Origin of the sequence: Brevibacterium sediminis (genome assembly GCF_024895295.1) — a bacterium.
GTDB classification, from domain to species: domain Bacteria; phylum Actinomycetota; class Actinomycetes; order Actinomycetales; family Brevibacteriaceae; genus Brevibacterium; species Brevibacterium sediminis.
In genome coordinates this window covers 530918-548583 of sequence record NZ_JAHQRN010000001.1, presented here as the reverse complement: position 1 = coordinate 548583, position 17666 = coordinate 530918, and the positions used below count along the sequence as shown (strand labels likewise).

Genomic DNA, 17666 nt, shown 5'->3' with positions numbered 1-17666 from the left:
TGCGCGTCCTTCGTGTCGGTGAGTCATGGGCAGAATCATTCGTTGCTCGGTCTCGGTCGGTCAGGCTGCTGGGCTGCGGGCGTGATGTGCCCACAGCAGGTGGGTGAGGTAGGAGCGCCAGGGACTGCAGTTCATGGCGACCTGTTTCCAATCGACAGGTGCCGCTGAACTCGCGTCGAGATCGGCGATGGTCTTCTTCACGCCGAGGTCGGAGTCCATGAAGACGTCGGGATCTCCGAGGGCGCGCATCCGGATATAGCCGTTGCTCCACGGACCGATTCCGGGCAGTGCCAGCAGATTCCGGCTCGCTTCCTCGCGGTCGCTGCCCGCGCCGAGGTCCACACTGCCCTCGGCCAACGCCTGCGACAGTGTCTGAATCGTCCTGATCCGACTCGAAGGCAACGCCCATTCGGATGCGGGGACAGCGGCGATCGCCTCGGCGGTGGGAAAGACCCTGTCGACTCCGCCGAAGCTCAGCTCCTCCGGCAGTGATTCTCCAACACCTGCGACGAGGCGTTCCAGATGGGTGCGGGCGGCGGCCAAGGAGATCTGCTGTCCGAGGACTGTCCGCAGAGCCAGTTCGACGGGGTCGCTGTGGCCCGGTGAACGAAGTCCTGGATGGTCGTCGACGAGGCGGCGCAGGCCCGCCGACCGCAGTGTATGGGCGATCGCCTCGGGGTCGGCATCGAGGTCGAGGAGGCGCCGGACTCGTGCGACGGTGCTGCCGAGGTCGCGGGTGTCGGCCAGGCGGAGACGGCAGTCAACGAAGTCCCCGTGCCCTTGCCGCACCGTGATCACGGCGGGACCGTGAGCCAGCCGCATCGACCGGGTGTAGGCGCCGTCCGAGACATTTTCGATCCCGGCAACGGCTCGTGCCTCGAAGTACCCCAGCAGATGCGCGAAGTCGAACGGCGGGCGATACGCCAATCGGAGTACGACTTCGTCGGTCACCGAATGTTCGGCACCGTCTCTGCGCAGCTGTCGTGGGCTGATCGAATACATCGTTCGGAAGGTATCGTTGAACTGTCGGATACTGGAGAAGCCGGCGGCGAAGGCGATCTCGCTCATCGGCATCGAGGTGGCCTCGATGAGTGTCCTGGCAGTGCGTACCCTTTCGGTGCGAGCCAGCGCCAGAGGTCCGGCACCGAGCTCGGCGTGGATGAGGCGCCCGAGTTGGCGAGTGCTGTACCCGAGTTCGGCGGCGAGGGTTGAGACTCCTCCGCGGTCGACGGCACCGTCGCGGATGAGGCGCATGGCTCGGGCCACGACGTCTCCGCGGGTGTCCCACTGCGGCGAATTCGGACTGGCATCCGGGCGGCACCGTCGGCAGGCCCGAAAACCGGCGTCTGCCGCGGCCGCGGCCGTGACGAAGAAGTCCACGTTCTCCCGCCGCGGAGTCCTCGCCGGACACGACGGACGGCAGAAGATCCCGGTGGTGCGCACCGCGGTGAAGAACATTCCATCGAAGCGTCGGTCACGGGAAGTGACTGCCTGATAACACTGATCGGAGGTGAACATAGTTCCATTGTCCGCCCCGAGGAGAACGATTACTAGCGGTTTTCGGCCACGGCAGTGGCCGGCACCAGACGAGGCAGGACGCGGACGAGGACGATCAGAACAAGAAGCTCGATGAGGGTCTGCGTCACGACCCCCGCTGGACCGATGCCCTCCCCGGTGATCGCACGAACGATCGGAAGCATGACCAGGGAATTGCGCGTGACGGCGGAGAGGATCACAGCACGTGATCGCCGCGGACCGACGTGCAGAGCCCGCGTGACGCCCCACCCGATCGTGGTCATCACGACAGCGAAGACTGCGAAGACGACGGCCACGGTCCCCAACTGTCCGGCGGAATGGGCGATCCTCGGGGTGACCGAGGCAGTGATGACGAGCAGCGTCAGCGTCATGACCGGATCCATCAGACGTGCGCTCGCGGCGAGGGGCCGGCCCAATCGTGGCGTCCGGCGGGCAAGTCGACGAACGACGACGGCGGCCGTAAGAGGAATGATGATGAACAGCACCAGCGCGCCGACGAGCGGACGAACAGGCAGATCGATGCTCAGCCGCCCTCCGGTGACCGCCCACAGCATCACGGGCAGCAACAGCAGCTGAGCGATCATGAGCATGGGAGTGAGCATCAGCAGGCGATCGGCGGCGCCTCCTGCAGCACGTGTGAACGCTATGACGTAGTCGATGCAGGGACACAGCAGCACGATGAGCACAGCCGGCAGCAGCGGATCAGCGATGTCGAAGACCGATATGAGACCGGCGACGACCAGCGGGACGATGAGGAAGTTCAAGGCCGCCGTCACAGCAAGAAGAGGCAGATCGCGAACCGCACGCAATCCCGTTTCGAAAGGGATGTCGAGGAACGTGAGGAAGAGCAGAGCGATGAGGCACGACGTCAGGGCGGTTTCGGCCAGAGCGGCGAATCCGGAGATTCCCGCACCGAGGATGACGCCGAGCACGGCACCGCCGAACCACCAGAGCGTCTGCGTCGAGGGGCGCCGAACGGCGTCCGAACTCGTCTGAGCCGATGGCTTGTCACGTCCGGACTCCGGGTGGGAAGGAGGCACAGCCGGTCGGCCGTTCAGTCGGCTTCGGGCCAGTAGTGGGAGTCCGGCAGCGCTCGTCGACCGAAGATGGCCTGCCCCACACGGACGCAGTCTGCGCCCTCTTCGATGGCCACTTCGAAGTCACCAGACATGCCCATCGACAGCCGCCCCAGGCCGAGAAGGTCAGGATCGGTTTCGCGAACCTGGTCGCGCAGACCGCGCAGAAGCTGGAAGCAGGGACGGACACGGTCGATATCCGAAGAGAAGACTGCCAAAGTCATCAGTCCCTGGACCTTGAGAGTCTCGAAGGCTCGCACCTCCTTGAGGAAGTCGAGGAGCTCTTCCGGCGGCATGCCGAATTTGGAGTCCTCAGAGGAGGTGTTGACCTGGACATACACGTCGAGGCTGCGTCCTTCCGCTTCGAGTCGACGGTCGAGGGCTCTGGCGACCTTGAGTCGGTCGAGCGCCTGGAATTCGCTGGCGAACTTCGCCACGTCCTTGGCTTTATTCGACTGGAGGTGCCCGATCACAGCCCAATCGATGTCGAGGTCGGCCATCTCCTCGGATTTGCGGTGGGCCTCCTGAACCTTGTTCTCACCCAACTTCGCACAACCGGCGGCAACGGCGAGGCGGATGCGTTCCTGGGGTACGGTCTTGCTCACTGGAAGCAGCTCGATGTCGGCGCGGTCCCGGCCGGCGCGCTCGGCGGCAGCGGCGATCCGGCGCTTCACCTCGGCGATATTGGCTCGGAACTCCCCGACGGTCGTCGCCGTCGAGTACTGCCCATCGTGACTGAGTCCGCTGTCGTCTCCCATACGGTCATCGTACTCAGGTTTTCCCTGCGTGCCCGCGATGTTCACGCCACGATGCGGGCCCGGTCGGTCGGTCCACGTCCGGTCATCGATTTGGCTTCCTCCCAGGCTGCGGCCAGTCGCGGCCCCACATGCTGCAGTTCGCTCTCCGTCACCGTATAGGGCAGGCGCACCCACCGATCGAGTCCACCGGCGGGGGCGAAGTTCGGTCCTGCGACGAGGCGGAGACCATGGTTTCTCGCGGCGATCGAGAGTACCCCGGAACGTGCCTCCGGCAGTTCGGCCCACAGCGCCATTCCACCGGAGGGGACGATGAGCTTCCACTCTGGCAGCCATGACCTCACCTGTGCGGCGAGCAGGTCTCGGGCGGCTCTGAGCCGGGAGCGGCAGTCGGCGACGACAGCATCGTGATTGCTCATGAGTTCGACCGTGACGAGCTGTTCGAGGACCGGTGCTCCCAGGTCGAGTCCGAGCCGGGAGGACGCGAAATGACCGATCCGGTGGCGGGGAATGCGCATCCATCCGATGCGCAGACCTCCCCAATAGATCTTGCTCACACTGCCCACTGTCACCGCGTCCGTGATCAGCGCGGACATCGGAGTGGCCATCCTGCCGTCCTCGAGTTCCAGTTCGACGAGGGATTCGTCGAAGACGGGGACGACTCGATGCCGACGAAGAGCCTCCGCGAGCTCACTGCGCTGGGCTTCGGGCAGCAGTGCGCCGGTCGGATTGTGGAAGTCGGGGATGAGATAGGCGCTGCGCGGACGTGTCTGTCCCATCAGCTGCTCCATGGCGTCGATGTCCCAATGGTGCCCCTGAGTTCCGAACTCGAGGGGGTAGGTCACGAGAGCGGCGCCCGCGCCTTCGAGTGTGGCGATCGCATTCGGATAGGTGGGGCTTTCGATGAGCACCCGCGAGGTCGACCGTGCCCCGCCTCGGCGCGCGGACTCATCGGGTTCGACGTCGAGGAGGGCGCGGACGGCGATGGCCGCACCGCCGAGTGCCCCGGAGGTGATGAGAATCTGATCGGGGTCGGTCGGGGCGCCGCGCCGGGTATAGCGATCGGCGATGATCTCCCGCAGCACCGGTAGCCCGGAAGGATAATACCCGGTGCCGGGCAGGTAGGCACCCAAACGTGACAGTGCCCGGTCGTAGGCGTCGAGGATATCCGGAGGTGCGACCGGAGCGGTGCACGTGAGATCGACCTCCGACTCGTCGCCGCCGGCAGGTGAGAGCAGGTGGTCGATGCGGCCGCCCGGGACGCTGGGCAGCTGAACGGTGCTGCCGGAGCCTCGGCGAGTGAGGATGTATTCCTGTTCCCGCAGCTGAGCGTACGCTCGTCCCGTCGTCGTGCGCGAGAGACCGGAGGCGGCTGCGAGTTCGCGTTCGCTCGGCAGCCTCGTGCCGACCGGGAGTCGTCCGTCGGTGATCGCCGCGGCCACTGCGGCGGCCAGCGATTCGTATGCGGGCGCCTTCCACGGTCCGTCTCCGATGATGCCGATGAGTCGTTTGGCTCCCAGGACCGGTGTGCTCATGGTTCTGACCTCATGGGACCACTTTCCAGCAAGTGGCTATATCGCACAAGTCCAATTTCGGTCATGATGGAATTGTCCCTCTGATCGCAACCCTCAGAAAGCCACCACATGACGAAGATGAGAGCCTCGAGGCGTCAGCTGGCCAACGTCGGTCCCATCGCACAGCTGCGCGGCGGACGGCTGTGGCGGCGTCTCCCCCAGCTGATCCTCGGCCTCTACCTCTTCGGTGCCTCGATGGCAATGATGGTCAACGCGGGCTTGGGCATGATGCCGTGGGACGTCCTCCACTCCGGCATTCAGAATCACGTGCCGCTGACCTTCGGCACCATCATCACGATTCTCGCGTTCCTCGTACTCCTCATCTGGATCCCGCTGCGCCAGCAGCCGGGGATCGGCACGATTCTCAATGCCCTCCTCGTCGGGCCGGCGCTCGACCTCACCCGCCTGTTCCTGCCCCGGCCCGAAGAACTCGGGTGGAACATCTCTCTCATGGTCACGGGCGTCGTCCTCAACGGGGCCGCCTCGGCGATGTACATCGGCTCCCAATTCGGGCCGGGCCCCCGCGATGGGCTGATGACCGGGCTCTCCCGCGTGACCGGACGCTCGATCCGACTGGTGCGCACCCTCATCGAAGTCAGCGTCGTCGCCGTGGGCTGGCTTCTCGGCGGAGTCGTCGGGGTCGGCACAGTCCTCTATGCCTTGGGGATCGGCCCGATCACCCAGGCTCTGCTTCCCGCCTTCACCGTCGAACTCCGTCCCCGGTCGAAGCCGACGACCGCCGCCGAGGATGCACCCGAAGACTGAGCGACCGTCACCTCTGCGGGGCCCTCAGAAGATCGAGGACCTCAGTGAAGGACGGATCGAACGCATCCATTCACTCCATCGAATCGAGGATGTCGGTGAGATCGTCGAACGTCGTCAGCGGATTGACGATCGCGAACCTGGCATTCGGCCGCCCCTGGTGCGAGCTCGGGACGACGAAAGCGCGCTGGTCCTCGAGCAGACGATCCGACCATGCGTCATAATCCGACCGCTGCCAACCGTCGCGTTCGAACACGACGACCGAGAGTTCGGGTTCGCGCACGAGCCGCAGATGCTCTCGATGCTTGATCTCCGTGGCGATCTCACGCGCCAGATCGATCGAATGGCCGATCGCCTCCCGATACGTTTCGGCACCATAGCTGGCCAGCGAATACCACAGCGGCAGCCCACGCGGTCGCCGTGTCAGCTGGATGGCGAAGTCCGAGGGGCTCCAATCCTGAGCGTCGGTGAGCGTATCGAGATATTCGGCCTTCTGCGTGTGCGCTCGCCTCCCCGAATTCGGATCGCGGTAGATGAGCGCACAGGCGTCGAAGGGAGCGAAGAGCCATTTGTGAGGGTCGACGATGAGCGAATCGGCCTTCTCCACTCCGGCGAACTTGTGGCGTGCCTGCGGCGAGAGCATCGCGGCCAGACCGTAGGCGCCGTCGATGTGGAGCCAGAAGTCGAACTCGTCCTTGAGAGCGGCGATGCCGGCGATGTCATCGATGGTGCCGAAGTTCGTCGTCCCCGAGGTGGCGACCACCGCGATCACGGCGTCCCCGTGTTCGAGCAGGGCCTCACGCACGCCGTCGGGACGCAGGATCCCGTCCTCGCCGGTGGCCACCGGGGCGACATCGACATCCATGACCTCGGCTGCGGAGGCGACCGAGGAGTGGGCTTCGGCGCTGCACACGATCACCCAGCGTCCCGGCCGAGTCTCACCGAGCTTCTCCTTCTGTGCGTTGCGGGCGGCGACGAGAGCTGAGAGGTTGCCGATCGTACCTCCTTGGACGAAGACTCCCCCGGCTCCAGCGGGCAGCCCGAACTCTCCCGCCAGCCAGCGCAGGACTTCGTTCTCTGCATGGACGACTCCGGCACCTTCGAGCCACGAACCGCCGTAGAGAGCACTGGCGGAGACGACCAGGTCGAAGGCGACAGCCGCCTTCGTGGGAGCGCTGGGGATGAACGACAGGTACTTCGGATGGTCGGTGGAGATACAGGCCGGAGCAAAGATGTGCTCGAAGATCGCCAGCGCCCGAGCTGATCCCAGCCCCTCCTCGGTGACGGTGGGGCCGGCCAGTCGACGCAGCTCAGCTTCCGAGGTCGGATGGTCGAGCGGAGTGTCCTCGGCCAGAGTCCGACGACGCGAGTACTCGAGCACGAGATTCACGAGGTTTCGGGTCTCATCGGAGACAACGTGCATGCGGGAATGAAGACTGTCGGTCATGGGTGCTCCTCGGCGCGGTCGATGGTGATGGGGATCGCCCACCGATAACGAGACTAACCGCATAGAACCGATTTGTGGTGCCTCGGACGGTTCGGATCGACACGAATTCCTCTCCATGATCACTAATCGCAAGTTCTGACTCGTATTCATATTTACTTGCGAGCCGACTTGTTGCTGAGGTAGGTTCGGCACCATGACAGGAGGGCAGACGACCGAAGCCGGGGATCATTCCCGCGGCACAATCGGCAAGGGCTCCGAGGCCACCGGACTCCGCGTCCGAGACGCCATCCGGCGGTCCGGATTGAAGCAGCGCAAGATCGCCTCTGTGATCGGCATCGACGAGACGAAGCTGTCCAAGGCGCTGTCAGGTCGCCGCCGCTTCACCGCCGATGAGCTCCTCGGCGTGGCCACCGCCACAGGTGTGACCGTCCGGTGGCTGCTCGGCGACGAGTCCCAGGTCTCCGCGCTTCCGCCGAACCCAGCAGCCGCGGCAGTCAGCGACGACGACGCCAACCCGAGACGCACGATCGCCGAGGCGGCGTGGACGCTGTTCGGCCGGTACGGCTTCGACGCGGTGCGCATCGCCGATATCGCGGCGGCGTCCGGGGTCTCGGCGCCGAGCATCCATTACTACTTCGCCAACAAATCCGAGCTCTTCGATGCCGCTCTCGACTATTCGGTCAAACTCGCCTTCGACCGTCAGATCGCGTGGCTTGACGACATCGCGGACCCCGCGCAGAGACTAGAAAGTCTGTTGAAGCTGCAGTCCCCACTGGGACGCACGGAACGCGGCGAATGGTCGATCTGGCTGCAGACGTGGACTCGAATGGCCCTCGAAGGTTCGGCTCTGTCGAACTATCCGCTCAGCTACGAACGCTGGTCGCGCACCGTCCAGACGACGCTCGAGGACGGTCAGCGCACCGGCTGCTTCCGTGGCGGTGATCCACGTGCCATGGCCGACGAGCTCACCTCCCTCCTCGACGGACTCGGAATCAAGGTGCTCACCGGGGTGATGGACACCGAGACCTTCTCCCGGCGTCTGCGCTCCTACCTCGATCGCGCCATCATGCATCCCACAGAACCCACAACCGCTACAACCGCCGATCGACTGAAGGAGTCATCATGAACCGCAAGGTCATCCTCACCTGTGCCGTCACAGGAGCCGGGGACACCACCGGCAAGAGCGAACACGTTCCCGTCAGCCCCGAAGAGATTGCGAACGATGCCATTGCGGCGGCCCGCGCCGGGGCGTCGGTGGTCCACATCCACGTCCGCGACCTCGAGACGAAACAGGGTTCGCGCGAAGTCGCCTACTACCGCGAAGTGGTTCGCAGCATCCGCGCCTCCGACGTCGACCCGGTCATCAACCTCACCGCCGGGATGGGCGGCGACCTCGTCATCGATCCGCAGGATCCGCTGACCACGATGCCGGGCACCGATCTCATCAACGCCCTGGACCGACTCCCCCACGTCGAGGAGCTGCTGCCCGAGATCTGCACGATCGACTGCGGCAGCCTCAACTTCGGCGAAGGTTCGAACCTCTATGTCTCGACCCCCGACATGCTGCGCGAAGGGTCGAAGCGCATCCAGACTCTGGGAGTGCGTCCCGAAATGGAGATCTTCGACACCGGCAATCTGTGGTTCGCCAATGTGCTGGTCGAGGAGGGACTCATCGACGCCCCGCCCCTGTACCAGCTGTGCATGGGCATCCCTTACGGTGCTCCGGCCGATCCTGGCCTCTTGGCTGCAATGGTGAACATGCTGCCCAAAGGTGCGCAGTTCACGTCATTTGCCATCGGTGCCAACCAGCTGCCGTGGGTGGCCCACTCCGTGCTCGCCGGTGGTCATGCCCGCGTGGGACTCGAGGACAACCTCTACATGTCCAAGGGCGTCAAGGCCACGAACGCCGATCTCACCGCTCGTGCCGTCGACATCATCACCGATCTCGGTGCATCAGTCGCCACTCCTGACGAGGCCCGCGAGATCCTCGATCTGCGCGTGCAGACACCGACCATCACCGGAGGCGATCTGTGAACGATTCCACCCCCGCCACGCCCCTTCCCGACACGCCGGAGTTCCTCGGCTTCGACGCCATCGACACCATCACCTGCGTCGGCGCTGGAACGATCGGCGGCGGCTGGGCCGCATACTTCCTCGCACAGGGCTACCGGGTGAAGATCTGGGACCCGGCTCCAGACGCCGGCGAGAAATTCGCGCGCCTCCTCGATGCGGCTTGGCCGGCCCTGGCCGAACTCGACATGGTCGAGTCAGCCGACCGCACCGCCTGGTCGATCCACACCGACCTCGCCGAGGCGGTCGCCGGCACCGGATTCGTCCAGGAGTCCGCACCCGAGGACCTCGCCCTCAAGCGCGGACTGCTCGCCCAGATCGACGAGGTGTGCCCGCCGAATATCGTCGTCAGCTCGTCGACCTCGGGATACAGCATGACCGAAATGGCCACCGAGGCGGCCCACCCCGAGCGCCTCGTCGTCGGCCACCCATTCAACCCGCCCTACCTCATCCCCTTGGTCGAGGTCGTCGGCGGCCGGTCCACGTCGGCTGCCGCCGTCGACTGGGCCGCCGACTTCTTCAGCCATATCGGCAAATCCGTCATCCGCATGGACCGCGAAGTCCCCGGTTTCATTGCCAACCGACTGCAGGAGGCTCAGTGGCGCGAGGCCCTGTACATGGTCGAGCAGGGCGAGGCCACGGTCGAGCAGATCGACCGCTCGATCACCGACGGCCCTGGTCTGCGGTGGCCGTTCCAGGGGCCGATGCTCACCTTCCACCTCGCCGGCGGCGAGGGCGGAATGGCGCATATGCTCGACCATTTCGGCCCCTCGCTGAAGTCTCCGTGGACGCGGCTGACCGCTCCGGAGCTCAGTCAACGGCTGCGTGATGATGTCGTGGCCGGCTGCGATATCGAGGCCGGTGACCGCTCCATCGCCGACCTCGTGGCGCATCGTGATGCCGGAATCATCGCCCTGCGTCGGCTCACCGACCAGTTGGCCACCACCACGGCAGACTCCGGTGACGGTGAGTCTGCGGACGGCGTGGCAGGCGCTCCTCCCTCCTCTGCTGCTCCCCCGACGTCCGCACCGATGTCAAGGGTCGCCTCGGCGACGACACTCGGGTCATACAGCACCGAAGTCGTGTCCGAGTGGATCGATTACAACGGGCACATGTCAGAAGCCTTCTACGTCCTCGTGTTCGGTTTCGCCACCGATCAGGTGATGGATCAGCTCGGTCTCGATGCCGCCTACCGGGAAAGCGCGAAGGCGTCCCTGTACACCGTCGAATCCCATATCCGCTACCTCGACGAGGCGGCCCTCGGCGACAGGATCACCGTCGTCCCCCACCTCGTGAGTGCTGCTGAGAAGAAGCTGCACCTGGCCTATGAGATGTACGTCGATGAGCGGCTCGTATCGACCGAGGAGATCATGGGCCTCCACGTCGACCAGGCGGAGGACCGAGTCGTGCCCTTCCCGGACACAGTGGCGGATCGGATCTCACAGATCGACATGGAGCGCCCGGATTGGGTCGGTCGGGCGGTCGGCTGAAGTACGTCAGGAATCAAGAAGCCGGCACCGTCTCGTGCCGCTATTCTGAAAGTCATTGGATCAACAGAAGCCGAGTGTCCCGACCCGAGCATCCGTACTTTGAGGAGTCACCATGACCGCCACGACTGCCGACGTCACTTTCACTGCGAACGCCGAGCTGCTCTTCGACCGGCCGATTCTGCGCCTGCCTCAGGACGCCAGCGATCAGCTGCCCTCACGCGGCCAGGTCGCAGTCACGGGCACCCTCGATGGCACCGATTTCAGCACTGTCATCGAACCCGACGGACGTCGCGGTCATTGGATCAGTCTCGATGACGACCAGTGGGAGAAGCTTGGGAAGAGAGAAGGAGCGGGGATCGAGGTCGGCCTGACGCCGACGAAGAACTGGCCGGAGGTGACGGTTCCCTCAGACCTCCGTGCGGCGCTCGACGGTGCCGGTGATCTCGACGATGTCTGGGCCGGACTCACGCCGATGGCCCGGTGGGAATGGGTGCGCTGGATCAAGTCGACGAAGAACGCCGATACACGGGCACGCCGTGTCGACGTCGCAATCTCGAAGCTCGAGTCCGGCAAACGTCGTCCCTGCTGCTTCGATCTGTCCTCATGTACGGACCCGGAACTGTCGAAGAGCGGAAAGCTGCTCGGGCTGGCCTGAGCCAGAGCTCATCCGACCGACGAGTCGGATGAGCTTCAGTCCGGCTGCGGAGCCCGCAGCACGGCACGTGAGGGGTGCACAGTCAGCGTCAGTCCTGCTCCAAGCACGGAGACGACCGCGGCGGCCGCGAAGAGCAGCCAGAACCCACCGACCAAGGCAACGAGCCCGGCGCCCAGGAGCGGACCGATCAGCTGGCCGAGGTTCGCGGAACTGTTGACGAGACTGAGGTCGCGAGCATGGTCGTCCGGGTCGAGCAGAAGGTCCGTGGCCAGGGCGAGACTGACCGCCATGTAGGCTCCGTATCCGGCACCCATGACTCCGGCCGCCACTGCTGTCATGGTGAAGTTCGGGCTGATGAGGATGATGATTCCCGAACAGGCCTGGACGAGTGCGGCGATGACTGTCCAGAAGCGTCGGCTGCCTCGTCTGTCCGTGACCATGCCGACGAGGATCGAGGCCGCCACCACGAAGACCGTGTAGATGACGATGAGGATGAGCAGGCGGTTCTCGGCGTCGGCGGCGGGGATCATGATCCCGTAGAGCAGGAAGAACAGCAGCAGCGACGTTCCGAACGAATTGCCGACGTTGACGATGAAGCGACTGAGGAGCAGGCGGGTGAAGCTCGGGTCGACAAGTGAGGATACCCGCGGCCGAATGAGATCACGACGGGCATGGAACTCGAGCACGGCGGCATGCGGCAGCGGCGGATCGGGCAGCAGCAGCGCAGTGACCGTGCCGATGACGAGGATGAAGCAGGCCAGCACCGCATAGGATGCGCCGGCGCTCAGGCCGAGCAGCACGATTGTGGCGACGCCGACGACGACGCCGACGGCTTGAGCCGAGCTGGCCGCAGCGGACGCTGCACCGCGCTGGTCATCGAGCTGATCGGCGATGAGTGCAGTCAGCGCCGAAGAAGCCACGGATACGCCGACCGAGGTGACCACCCACGCCGCCCCGACCAGCAGGGGTCCTTCCGCGCTGCCGGTGAGGACGAGACCGAGTGCGGCGAGCACCGATCCTCCGATCGCCCAAGGACGTCTCCGACCGTACCGCGAACGGGTGCGGTCAGAGAGCCGACCGGCCACGGGGGCGGCAGCGATACCTGCCAGGCCGCCGGCCGAGAGGACGAGTCCGGACCAGACGACTCCGTCGATCCAGTGTCCGCTCTGAGTGTCGAGCTGAAGTGGCAGGAGGAGTTGGATCGGTGTCAGCTGAACCGTCCAGATCGCCAACCAGGCGAGTGTGAACCACACCATCCACCCAATCGATACACGTACTCGCGAAACGGAGCCGCCTGGGTGAGGCGGAGGGCTGACCGCGCTCATGGCCGAACCGCGGAGATGAGATCCCGATACCAGCGAAAGGACGCCTTCGGTGTCCGCGTTCCGGTGTTCATATCGACATGTACGAGGCCGAAGCGCTGGCTCCATCCTTCGGCCCATTCGAAATTGTCCAACAGCGACCAGACGGTGTACCCGTCGATGCGCACACCTGCTGCCTTCGCTTCACTCACCGCGCCGAGGTGGTCACGCAGATAGTCGATCCGCTCGGAATCAATGATCTCCGTATCGGTGGTGTCGGGTTCGGGGAACGAGGCTCCGTTCTCGGTGATGATGATCGGCGGCAGTGCGGTCCCGTAGCGTCGACCCATGTCGATGAGGAAGTCGCGCATCGTGTCCGGTCGGATCGGCCACATGGGACCGAACCCGGTCACGGGCGCCCCGGGTGTGGGCACCATCTCGAACGGCACCGGTCCTGCCGAGGCACGGACCGTGGTCGGATTGTAGTAGTTGAAGCCGTAGACCTCGTTTGGTGCGGAGATGAGGTCCATATCGCCGTCGGCCACCGGCAGCTCGACGCCGAAGGGGCTGAGGTCGGGATATCGTCCCGTGAGCAGCGGGTCAGTGAAGAGGCGGTTGTGAATCGCATCGAGCAGGTCGGCCGCAGCATGGTCGTCGGCAGACTCGGAAGCGGGGAGGACGAGACTGTGGTTGAGCGTCGGCACCGCTTGAACTGCGCCGTGCCCGCGCAGAATGGGAGCGGCGATCCCGTGGGCCAGCAGCTGGTGGTGGACCGTGGGCAGAGAGTCGAAGAGCAGAGTACGCCCGGGGGCCAGTTCCCCCAGCGCATAGCCCTGCAGCGATGTCGATGCGGGTTCGTTGATCGTGTACCAATGACGAACGCGGTCACCGAGGCGACCGGCTACCACTTGCGTATAGTCACCGAAGCGGTGGGCTGTGTCGCGGTTGAGCCATCCGCCGTTCGCCTCGAGTGCGACCGGCAGGTCCCAGTGGTAGAGCGTCGGTTCGGGTGTGATCCCGGCGGCGAGGAGTCCGTCGACAAGGCGGTCGTAGTAGTCGAGCCCCGCCGAATTCACCGAGGCGTCCGTCCCGGCATTCGGAATGACACGGGTCCAGGAGATGGAGAACCGGTACCGGTCGACACCGAGGTCGGCAAGCATCGCGATATCGTCATCGAGGCGGTGGTAGCTGTCGGGACCCGGTTCGGCAGTGCTGCCGTCGATGATGTTACCGGGCGTGTCAACGAAGTCATCCCAGATGCTGCGGCCGCGACCATCTGCGCTGCGCGCCCCTTCGATCTGGAAGGCAGCTGTGGCCGCAGAGAAGTGCATTCCGGCCAAAGTCTCGACATTGCTTGGAAGATTCCCCACCATGAGTCGAATATGTCACGGTTGGTGAGGGCCTGCAACAGATGATCCGGAACCTTGCAGCCAGGTCTTCACTCTGCGAGGAGGACGGGCGGCGCGCAGGGGGCGTCGCGAACGGTCAGCTCAGGACTGATCGCGGCAGGAGGTTCGGGTGTGCAGGAGGAGAATCAGTCGGATTCAGCGGCAATCGCCGCCGATGCCCACACGAGCGGGATCTGCAGAGGCAGTCTCGCACAGGCGATGGCTCGGCCCTTCGGATTGTCCCACTGCTTGACCACTGTGTAGATGTTGGCCGGGAAGACGCCGACCATGAGCGCGGCAGAAGCGACACCGCCGAGGCGCCGGGTGGCCGGGTTGGCCAACAGCCCTGCACAACCGAGTTCGGCGACGCCGCTGGCTATGGTCCAGAAACGTGGATTGCCCAACCGAGGCGGGACGATGGAGTCGAAGAGCTTGGGTCGGGCGAAATGGGCAACCCCGGCAAGGCCCAGGACGCCGGTCATGGTCGCCGTCTTCGTGTCCATTCCACGTCCGTCCTGACTCTGCTCGCTTCGACGCGCCGCCTGACCCGGCGTCCGGCTTCGATTGCATGAGGTCCACAACGCAATATTCGGCATCGAACGAGTCGACGGAGAGATGTGTGGAGCTAAGGGGAATCGAACCCCTGACCTTCTCATTGCGAACGAGACGCTCTACCAACTGAGCTATAGCCCCTTTTCGACTTCAGCTTACGCCTGCCCCCTGCCCTTGATCAAAATCGCACGAGCGGTATGGGACCTCGTGAGGCACAGTGTGTCACCTGGGGCGGGCTCGGTGGAGCCACTTGAACTCGGCGAGTACAGTCGAACGAGAGTCCCCTCTACGAAAGGACCGACAATGGCAGAAGAATTCGGAACAGTCGTCATCGGCGCAGGCCTGGCAGGAGGCACCGTGGTCGAATCGCTGCGGGATGCCGGTTACACCGCTCGGATCGCGCTCGTCGGCACCGATCCCGCGGCTCCGTACTACCGCCCGGATCTGTCGAAGAAGGTGATGATCGAGGGTTCGGATCCCGCCGACTCGGCCCTCCGAGGAGAAGACTGGTACTCGGCCCACGACGTCGAGACGTTCTTCGGCACCTCGGTGACCGCGGTCGACACAGATGCTCAGACCCTTACTCTCGACAACGGCGGTGACCTGTCCTATGGTCAGGTGATCCTCGCGACCGGATCGGTGCCCCGAACTCTTGATGTCCCCGGCGCTCAACTGGGCAATATCCACACTCTCCGCGACGCCGGGGATGCCGTGGCCATCCGGTCCCAGTTCGGTGAGGGCAAGAAGGTCGCGATCATCGGCGGCGGCTGGATCGGCCTCGAAGTTGCGGCCGCAGCGAAGTCTCACGGCTGCGATGTCACGGTCATCCTCCACACCGATGCTCCCCCGCTCTCCGGTGTCCTCGGGCAGGAGCTCGGAGAGTACTTCGAAGACCTGCACCGAAAGAACGGAGTGAACTTCCTCAAGAACGCGGACACGACAGCCTTCACCGGTGACTCCGCTGTCGAGGCCGTCGAAACGTCTGCCGGAAGTGTACCCGCCGATCTCGTCGTCATCGGAATCGGCGCGGATCCCGCCGTCGATCTGGCCACCTCGGCGGGTTTGACGACCGAGAACGGCGTGATCGTCGACGAACAGATGCGCACCTCTGATGGCAGCATCTTTGCCATCGGCGATATCGCGAATGCGAAGAACGTTCTGCGCGGTGAACGTCTGCGCGTCGAGCACTGGGACAATGCAGTTCGCCAGGCCGAGGTCGCAGCCTCGACGATCAGCGGCGGGACCAAGACCTACGACTGGCAGCCGTATTTCTACACCGACCAGTTCGACCTCGGCATGGAATACGTCGGTCAAGGCGAATCCGAGGACGACGTCGTCATCCGCGGCGACAAGTCCAGCGGCGAATTCATCGTGTTCTGGCACCGAGCCGGCAAGGTCACCGCGGCCATGAACGTCAATGTCTGGGACTACGGCGACGAGCTCCGCGCCCTCATCGGCAAGGAAGTCAGCGCCGACCGTCTCGCCGACGAACAGGTGCCGGTCGGCGAACTCTGAGTCCGAGAACGTCCGAGTCGGACGGATCGGCGATCCATCGTCGACTCCGCGGGGCCGGTGACCGAATGTCACCGGCCCCGCGGCGTGCGTGCCGACGTGGCAGAGAGGAATTCGCGCAGGTGCGCTGCGAAAGCCGCCGGATGACTGCGGTGCCAGTCATGGCCCATCCCGGGGACGAACCGGAGTTCGGCTCCGTCGATGCCTTCCGCCAACTCCCTGGCCGCAGGCCTGTTCGCGATGTCCCGCGTTCCGCACCACACTGCAGTCGGCACCCTCACCTCGCCGAGGCGGTCCCGCAGATCGGCGGCTTCGACCGCCGCGTACATGGCCAAGGTCTCGGACTTCGTCGAACCGTATGCGGCGAATGCCCGTTCCGGCAGTCGGATGGAGATCTGCCATTGCAGGCGCATCATCCACTTCGGCGGCCTCACCTGTCCACCGGAGAGAATCAGCGCGTCGAGTGCGCCGGGGTCGGCTCGAGCCGCGACCACCGTCGCCACCATCGCACCGAGAGAGAGTCCGCAGACCACTGTCGACTGCTCCGCTTCGATCCTCTGTAGAACTCGATCCGCGGCGTCGGACAAGTCGAACATTCCGTCGTCGATGACGCCGAGTTCGCCGAGGTCGATGGCGTTGCACGACCAATCGGCCGGCAGTTCGGCGATGACGTCGTCCCAGACATCGGCGCGCTCACCGGCGCCGTGGAGGAAGATCAATTGCGTGTTGGCTGCGTTCATCGCGTCTCCTCGGGTCTCGTGATCATTCTAGATCCCGCTCTGGCATCCTGGTAGACATGGATTCGCTCTTCGCCGATGAGGCCTTCGACCGCCGACCGAGAATCGTCGCCCCCGGCGCGGTCTGGGTACCGGGTTTCCTCAGCGCCGAGGCGCAGCAGTGGATCATCGCCCGCTATGCCGATTGGCAGTCCGGTCCGGTTCCTCCCCATGCGACGACGATCGCAGGGCATCCGATGAGTGTCACGACGATCGGGCTGGGCTGGCATTGGCAGCCCGGGCGCTACGACCGCCGCGCCGTCGACGTCAACGACAAGGTGGTGCTGCCCTTCCCCGATTGGATGACCCGTCTGGGCCGCCAGGTTCTGCAGTCCACAGCAGCGGTCGTCGAGGCTGCACCGGATCTCGCCCCGGGTACAGCCGCCGCGTGGGGATTCGACCCCGCCGACTACCACCCGGATGTGGCCCTCGTGAACTACTACGACGAGCACGCGAAGATGGGTATGCACCAAGACAAGGACGAATTCGACCCTGCTCCTGTCGTCTCCTTGTCATTGGGCGATACTTGCCTCTTCCGGTTCGGGAACACGGAGACACGTAACCGTCCCTTCGAGGATCTGCGGTTGGCCTCGGGTGACGCCTTCGTCTTCGGCGGCCCTGCCCGCTTCGCCTACCACGGGGTCAGGTCGATCCAGCCGGGAACTGCACCGGATGCGGGACGACTGAACCACCTCGGCGGGGGCAGGATCAACATCACGATGCGCACGACCGGACGGAACTGAGCTCACGTGATCAATGGCCGGGCAGACCC

General features: G+C 64.8%; 16 protein-coding genes and 1 tRNA gene. 7 read left to right on the top strand and 10 right to left on the bottom strand.

Features of this window, described 5'->3' with window-relative positions; translation table 11 throughout:
• Positions 1 to 60: 60 nt before the first annotated feature.
• Genes KTJ89_RS02510 through yczR form a run of 4 tightly spaced genes read right to left on the bottom strand, consistent with a single transcriptional unit; the run spans position 61 to position 4902 of the window.
• Positions 61 to 1518: a DNA-3-methyladenine glycosylase 2 family protein gene (locus KTJ89_RS02510; protein WP_259356736.1), complete on the bottom strand. Its 1458-nt coding sequence runs from the start codon at positions 1516 to 1518 to the stop codon at positions 61 to 63.
• A 32-nt stretch (positions 1519 to 1550) separates the two neighbouring features.
• Entirely contained in the window at positions 1551 to 2576 is a 1026-nt protein-coding gene (locus KTJ89_RS02505) for an arsenic resistance protein (RefSeq protein WP_172169308.1), read from the bottom strand.
• Positions 2577 to 2590: 14 nt separating this feature from the next.
• Positions 2591 to 3370, bottom strand: a complete 780-nt coding sequence (locus KTJ89_RS02500; protein WP_139467073.1) for a YggS family pyridoxal phosphate-dependent enzyme — start codon at positions 3368 to 3370, stop codon at positions 2591 to 2593.
• Positions 3371 to 3411: 41 nt separating this feature from the next.
• Positions 3412 to 4902, bottom strand: a complete 1491-nt coding sequence (gene yczR, locus KTJ89_RS02495) for a MocR-like transcription factor YczR (protein ID WP_139907976.1) — start codon at positions 4900 to 4902, stop codon at positions 3412 to 3414.
• Positions 4903 to 5010: 108 nt separating this feature from the next.
• Between yczR and yczE the strand changes: the two genes are divergently transcribed.
• The gene (gene yczE, locus KTJ89_RS02490; protein ID WP_139907975.1) at positions 5011 to 5706 is read left to right on the top strand and encodes a membrane protein YczE; all 696 of its coding nucleotides are present in this window, start codon (positions 5011 to 5013) and stop codon (positions 5704 to 5706) included.
• A gap of 70 nt (positions 5707 to 5776) precedes the next feature.
• On the opposite strand, the gene KTJ89_RS02485 is transcribed toward yczE, so the two are convergent.
• Complete coding sequence (locus KTJ89_RS02485; RefSeq protein ID WP_139907974.1) at positions 5777 to 7150, bottom strand: pyridoxal phosphate-dependent decarboxylase family protein; 1374 nt, start codon at positions 7148 to 7150, stop codon at positions 5777 to 5779.
• 193 nt (positions 7151 to 7343) lie between these two features.
• Between KTJ89_RS02485 and KTJ89_RS02480 the strand changes: the two genes are divergently transcribed.
• The 4 genes from KTJ89_RS02480 (at position 7344) to KTJ89_RS02465 (ending at position 11365) form a co-directional block, all read left to right on the top strand.
• Complete coding sequence (locus tag KTJ89_RS02480; protein WP_259356735.1) at positions 7344 to 8276, top strand: TetR family transcriptional regulator C-terminal domain-containing protein; 933 nt, start codon at positions 7344 to 7346, stop codon at positions 8274 to 8276.
• Entirely contained in the window at positions 8273 to 9184 is a 912-nt protein-coding gene (locus tag KTJ89_RS02475) for a beta-keto acid cleavage family enzyme (protein ID WP_172169299.1), read from the top strand. The genes KTJ89_RS02480 and KTJ89_RS02475 overlap by 4 nt, the downstream gene beginning before the upstream one ends.
• Positions 9181 to 10710, top strand: coding sequence for a 3-hydroxyacyl-CoA dehydrogenase NAD-binding domain-containing protein (locus KTJ89_RS02470; RefSeq protein ID WP_259356734.1), 1530 nt, complete (start codon positions 9181 to 9183; stop codon positions 10708 to 10710). The genes KTJ89_RS02475 and KTJ89_RS02470 overlap by 4 nt, the downstream gene beginning before the upstream one ends.
• A 112-nt stretch (positions 10711 to 10822) precedes the next feature.
• Positions 10823 to 11365 (top strand): YdeI/OmpD-associated family protein, encoded by a 543-nt coding sequence (locus tag KTJ89_RS02465; RefSeq protein WP_172169292.1) that lies wholly within the window; start codon positions 10823 to 10825, stop codon positions 11363 to 11365.
• A 35-nt stretch (positions 11366 to 11400) separates the two neighbouring features.
• On the opposite strand, the gene KTJ89_RS02460 is transcribed toward KTJ89_RS02465, so the two are convergent.
• The 4 genes from KTJ89_RS02460 to KTJ89_RS02445 all read right to left on the bottom strand — a co-directional run bounded on the left by KTJ89_RS02460 (position 11401) and on the right by KTJ89_RS02445 (position 14747).
• Entirely contained in the window at positions 11401 to 12621 is a 1221-nt protein-coding gene (locus KTJ89_RS02460; protein ID WP_172169289.1) for an MFS transporter, read from the bottom strand.
• Between the two features lie 65 nt (positions 12622 to 12686).
• Positions 12687 to 14039: a GH1 family beta-glucosidase gene (locus tag KTJ89_RS02455; protein WP_172169286.1), complete on the bottom strand. Its 1353-nt coding sequence runs from the start codon at positions 14037 to 14039 to the stop codon at positions 12687 to 12689.
• Positions 14040 to 14200: 161 nt separating this feature from the next.
• Positions 14201 to 14557 carry a DoxX family protein gene (locus tag KTJ89_RS02450; protein WP_229663912.1) on the bottom strand — a complete coding sequence of 119 codons (357 nt, stop codon included), beginning with the start codon at positions 14555 to 14557 and terminating at the stop codon, positions 14201 to 14203.
• 117 nt (positions 14558 to 14674) lie between these two features.
• Positions 14675 to 14747 (bottom strand) — tRNA-Ala (locus KTJ89_RS02445).
• A gap of 162 nt (positions 14748 to 14909) precedes the next feature.
• Here KTJ89_RS02445 and KTJ89_RS02440 point away from each other — a divergent pair.
• Positions 14910 to 16121 (top strand): NAD(P)/FAD-dependent oxidoreductase, encoded by a 1212-nt coding sequence (locus tag KTJ89_RS02440; protein ID WP_139907967.1) that lies wholly within the window; start codon positions 14910 to 14912, stop codon positions 16119 to 16121.
• 68 nt (positions 16122 to 16189) lie between these two features.
• Here KTJ89_RS02440 and KTJ89_RS02435 read toward each other — a convergent pair whose 3' ends face one another.
• Positions 16190 to 16858 carry an alpha/beta fold hydrolase gene (locus KTJ89_RS02435; protein WP_139907966.1) on the bottom strand — a complete coding sequence of 223 codons (669 nt, stop codon included), beginning with the start codon at positions 16856 to 16858 and terminating at the stop codon, positions 16190 to 16192.
• A gap of 56 nt (positions 16859 to 16914) precedes the next feature.
• Between KTJ89_RS02435 and KTJ89_RS02430 the strand changes: the two genes are divergently transcribed.
• Entirely contained in the window at positions 16915 to 17637 is a 723-nt protein-coding gene (locus KTJ89_RS02430; protein WP_139467053.1) for an alpha-ketoglutarate-dependent dioxygenase AlkB family protein, read from the top strand.
• Positions 17638 to 17666 lie beyond the last annotated feature (29 nt).

Coding starts and splice junctions, on each gene's coding strand:
- KTJ89_RS02485 (WP_139907974.1), bottom strand. CDS start 7,150: ATGACCGACAGTCTTCATTCCCGCATGCACGTTGTCTCCGATGAGACC.
- KTJ89_RS02430 (WP_139467053.1), top strand. CDS start 16,915: ATGGATTCGCTCTTCGCCGATGAGGCCTTCGACCGCCGACCGAGAATC.
- yczE (WP_139907975.1), top strand. CDS start 5,011: ATGACGAAGATGAGAGCCTCGAGGCGTCAGCTGGCCAACGTCGGTCCC.
- KTJ89_RS02510 (WP_259356736.1), bottom strand. CDS start 1,518: ATGTTCACCTCCGATCAGTGTTATCAGGCAGTCACTTCCCGTGACCGA.
- KTJ89_RS02450 (WP_229663912.1), bottom strand. CDS start 14,557: ATGGACACGAAGACGGCGACCATGACCGGCGTCCTGGGCCTTGCCGGG.
- KTJ89_RS02435 (WP_139907966.1), bottom strand. CDS start 16,858: ATGAACGCAGCCAACACGCAATTGATCTTCCTCCACGGCGCCGGTGAG.
- KTJ89_RS02465 (WP_172169292.1), top strand. CDS start 10,823: ATGACCGCCACGACTGCCGACGTCACTTTCACTGCGAACGCCGAGCTG.
- KTJ89_RS02480 (WP_259356735.1), top strand. CDS start 7,344: ATGACAGGAGGGCAGACGACCGAAGCCGGGGATCATTCCCGCGGCACA.
- KTJ89_RS02455 (WP_172169286.1), bottom strand. CDS start 14,039: ATGGTGGGGAATCTTCCAAGCAATGTCGAGACTTTGGCCGGAATGCAC.
- KTJ89_RS02500 (WP_139467073.1), bottom strand. CDS start 3,370: ATGGGAGACGACAGCGGACTCAGTCACGATGGGCAGTACTCGACGGCG.
- KTJ89_RS02460 (WP_172169289.1), bottom strand. CDS start 12,621: ATGGTGTGGTTCACACTCGCCTGGTTGGCGATCTGGACGGTTCAGCTG.
- KTJ89_RS02475 (WP_172169299.1), top strand. CDS start 8,273: ATGAACCGCAAGGTCATCCTCACCTGTGCCGTCACAGGAGCCGGGGAC.
- KTJ89_RS02440 (WP_139907967.1), top strand. CDS start 14,910: ATGGCAGAAGAATTCGGAACAGTCGTCATCGGCGCAGGCCTGGCAGGA.
- yczR (WP_139907976.1), bottom strand. CDS start 4,902: ATGAGCACACCGGTCCTGGGAGCCAAACGACTCATCGGCATCATCGGA.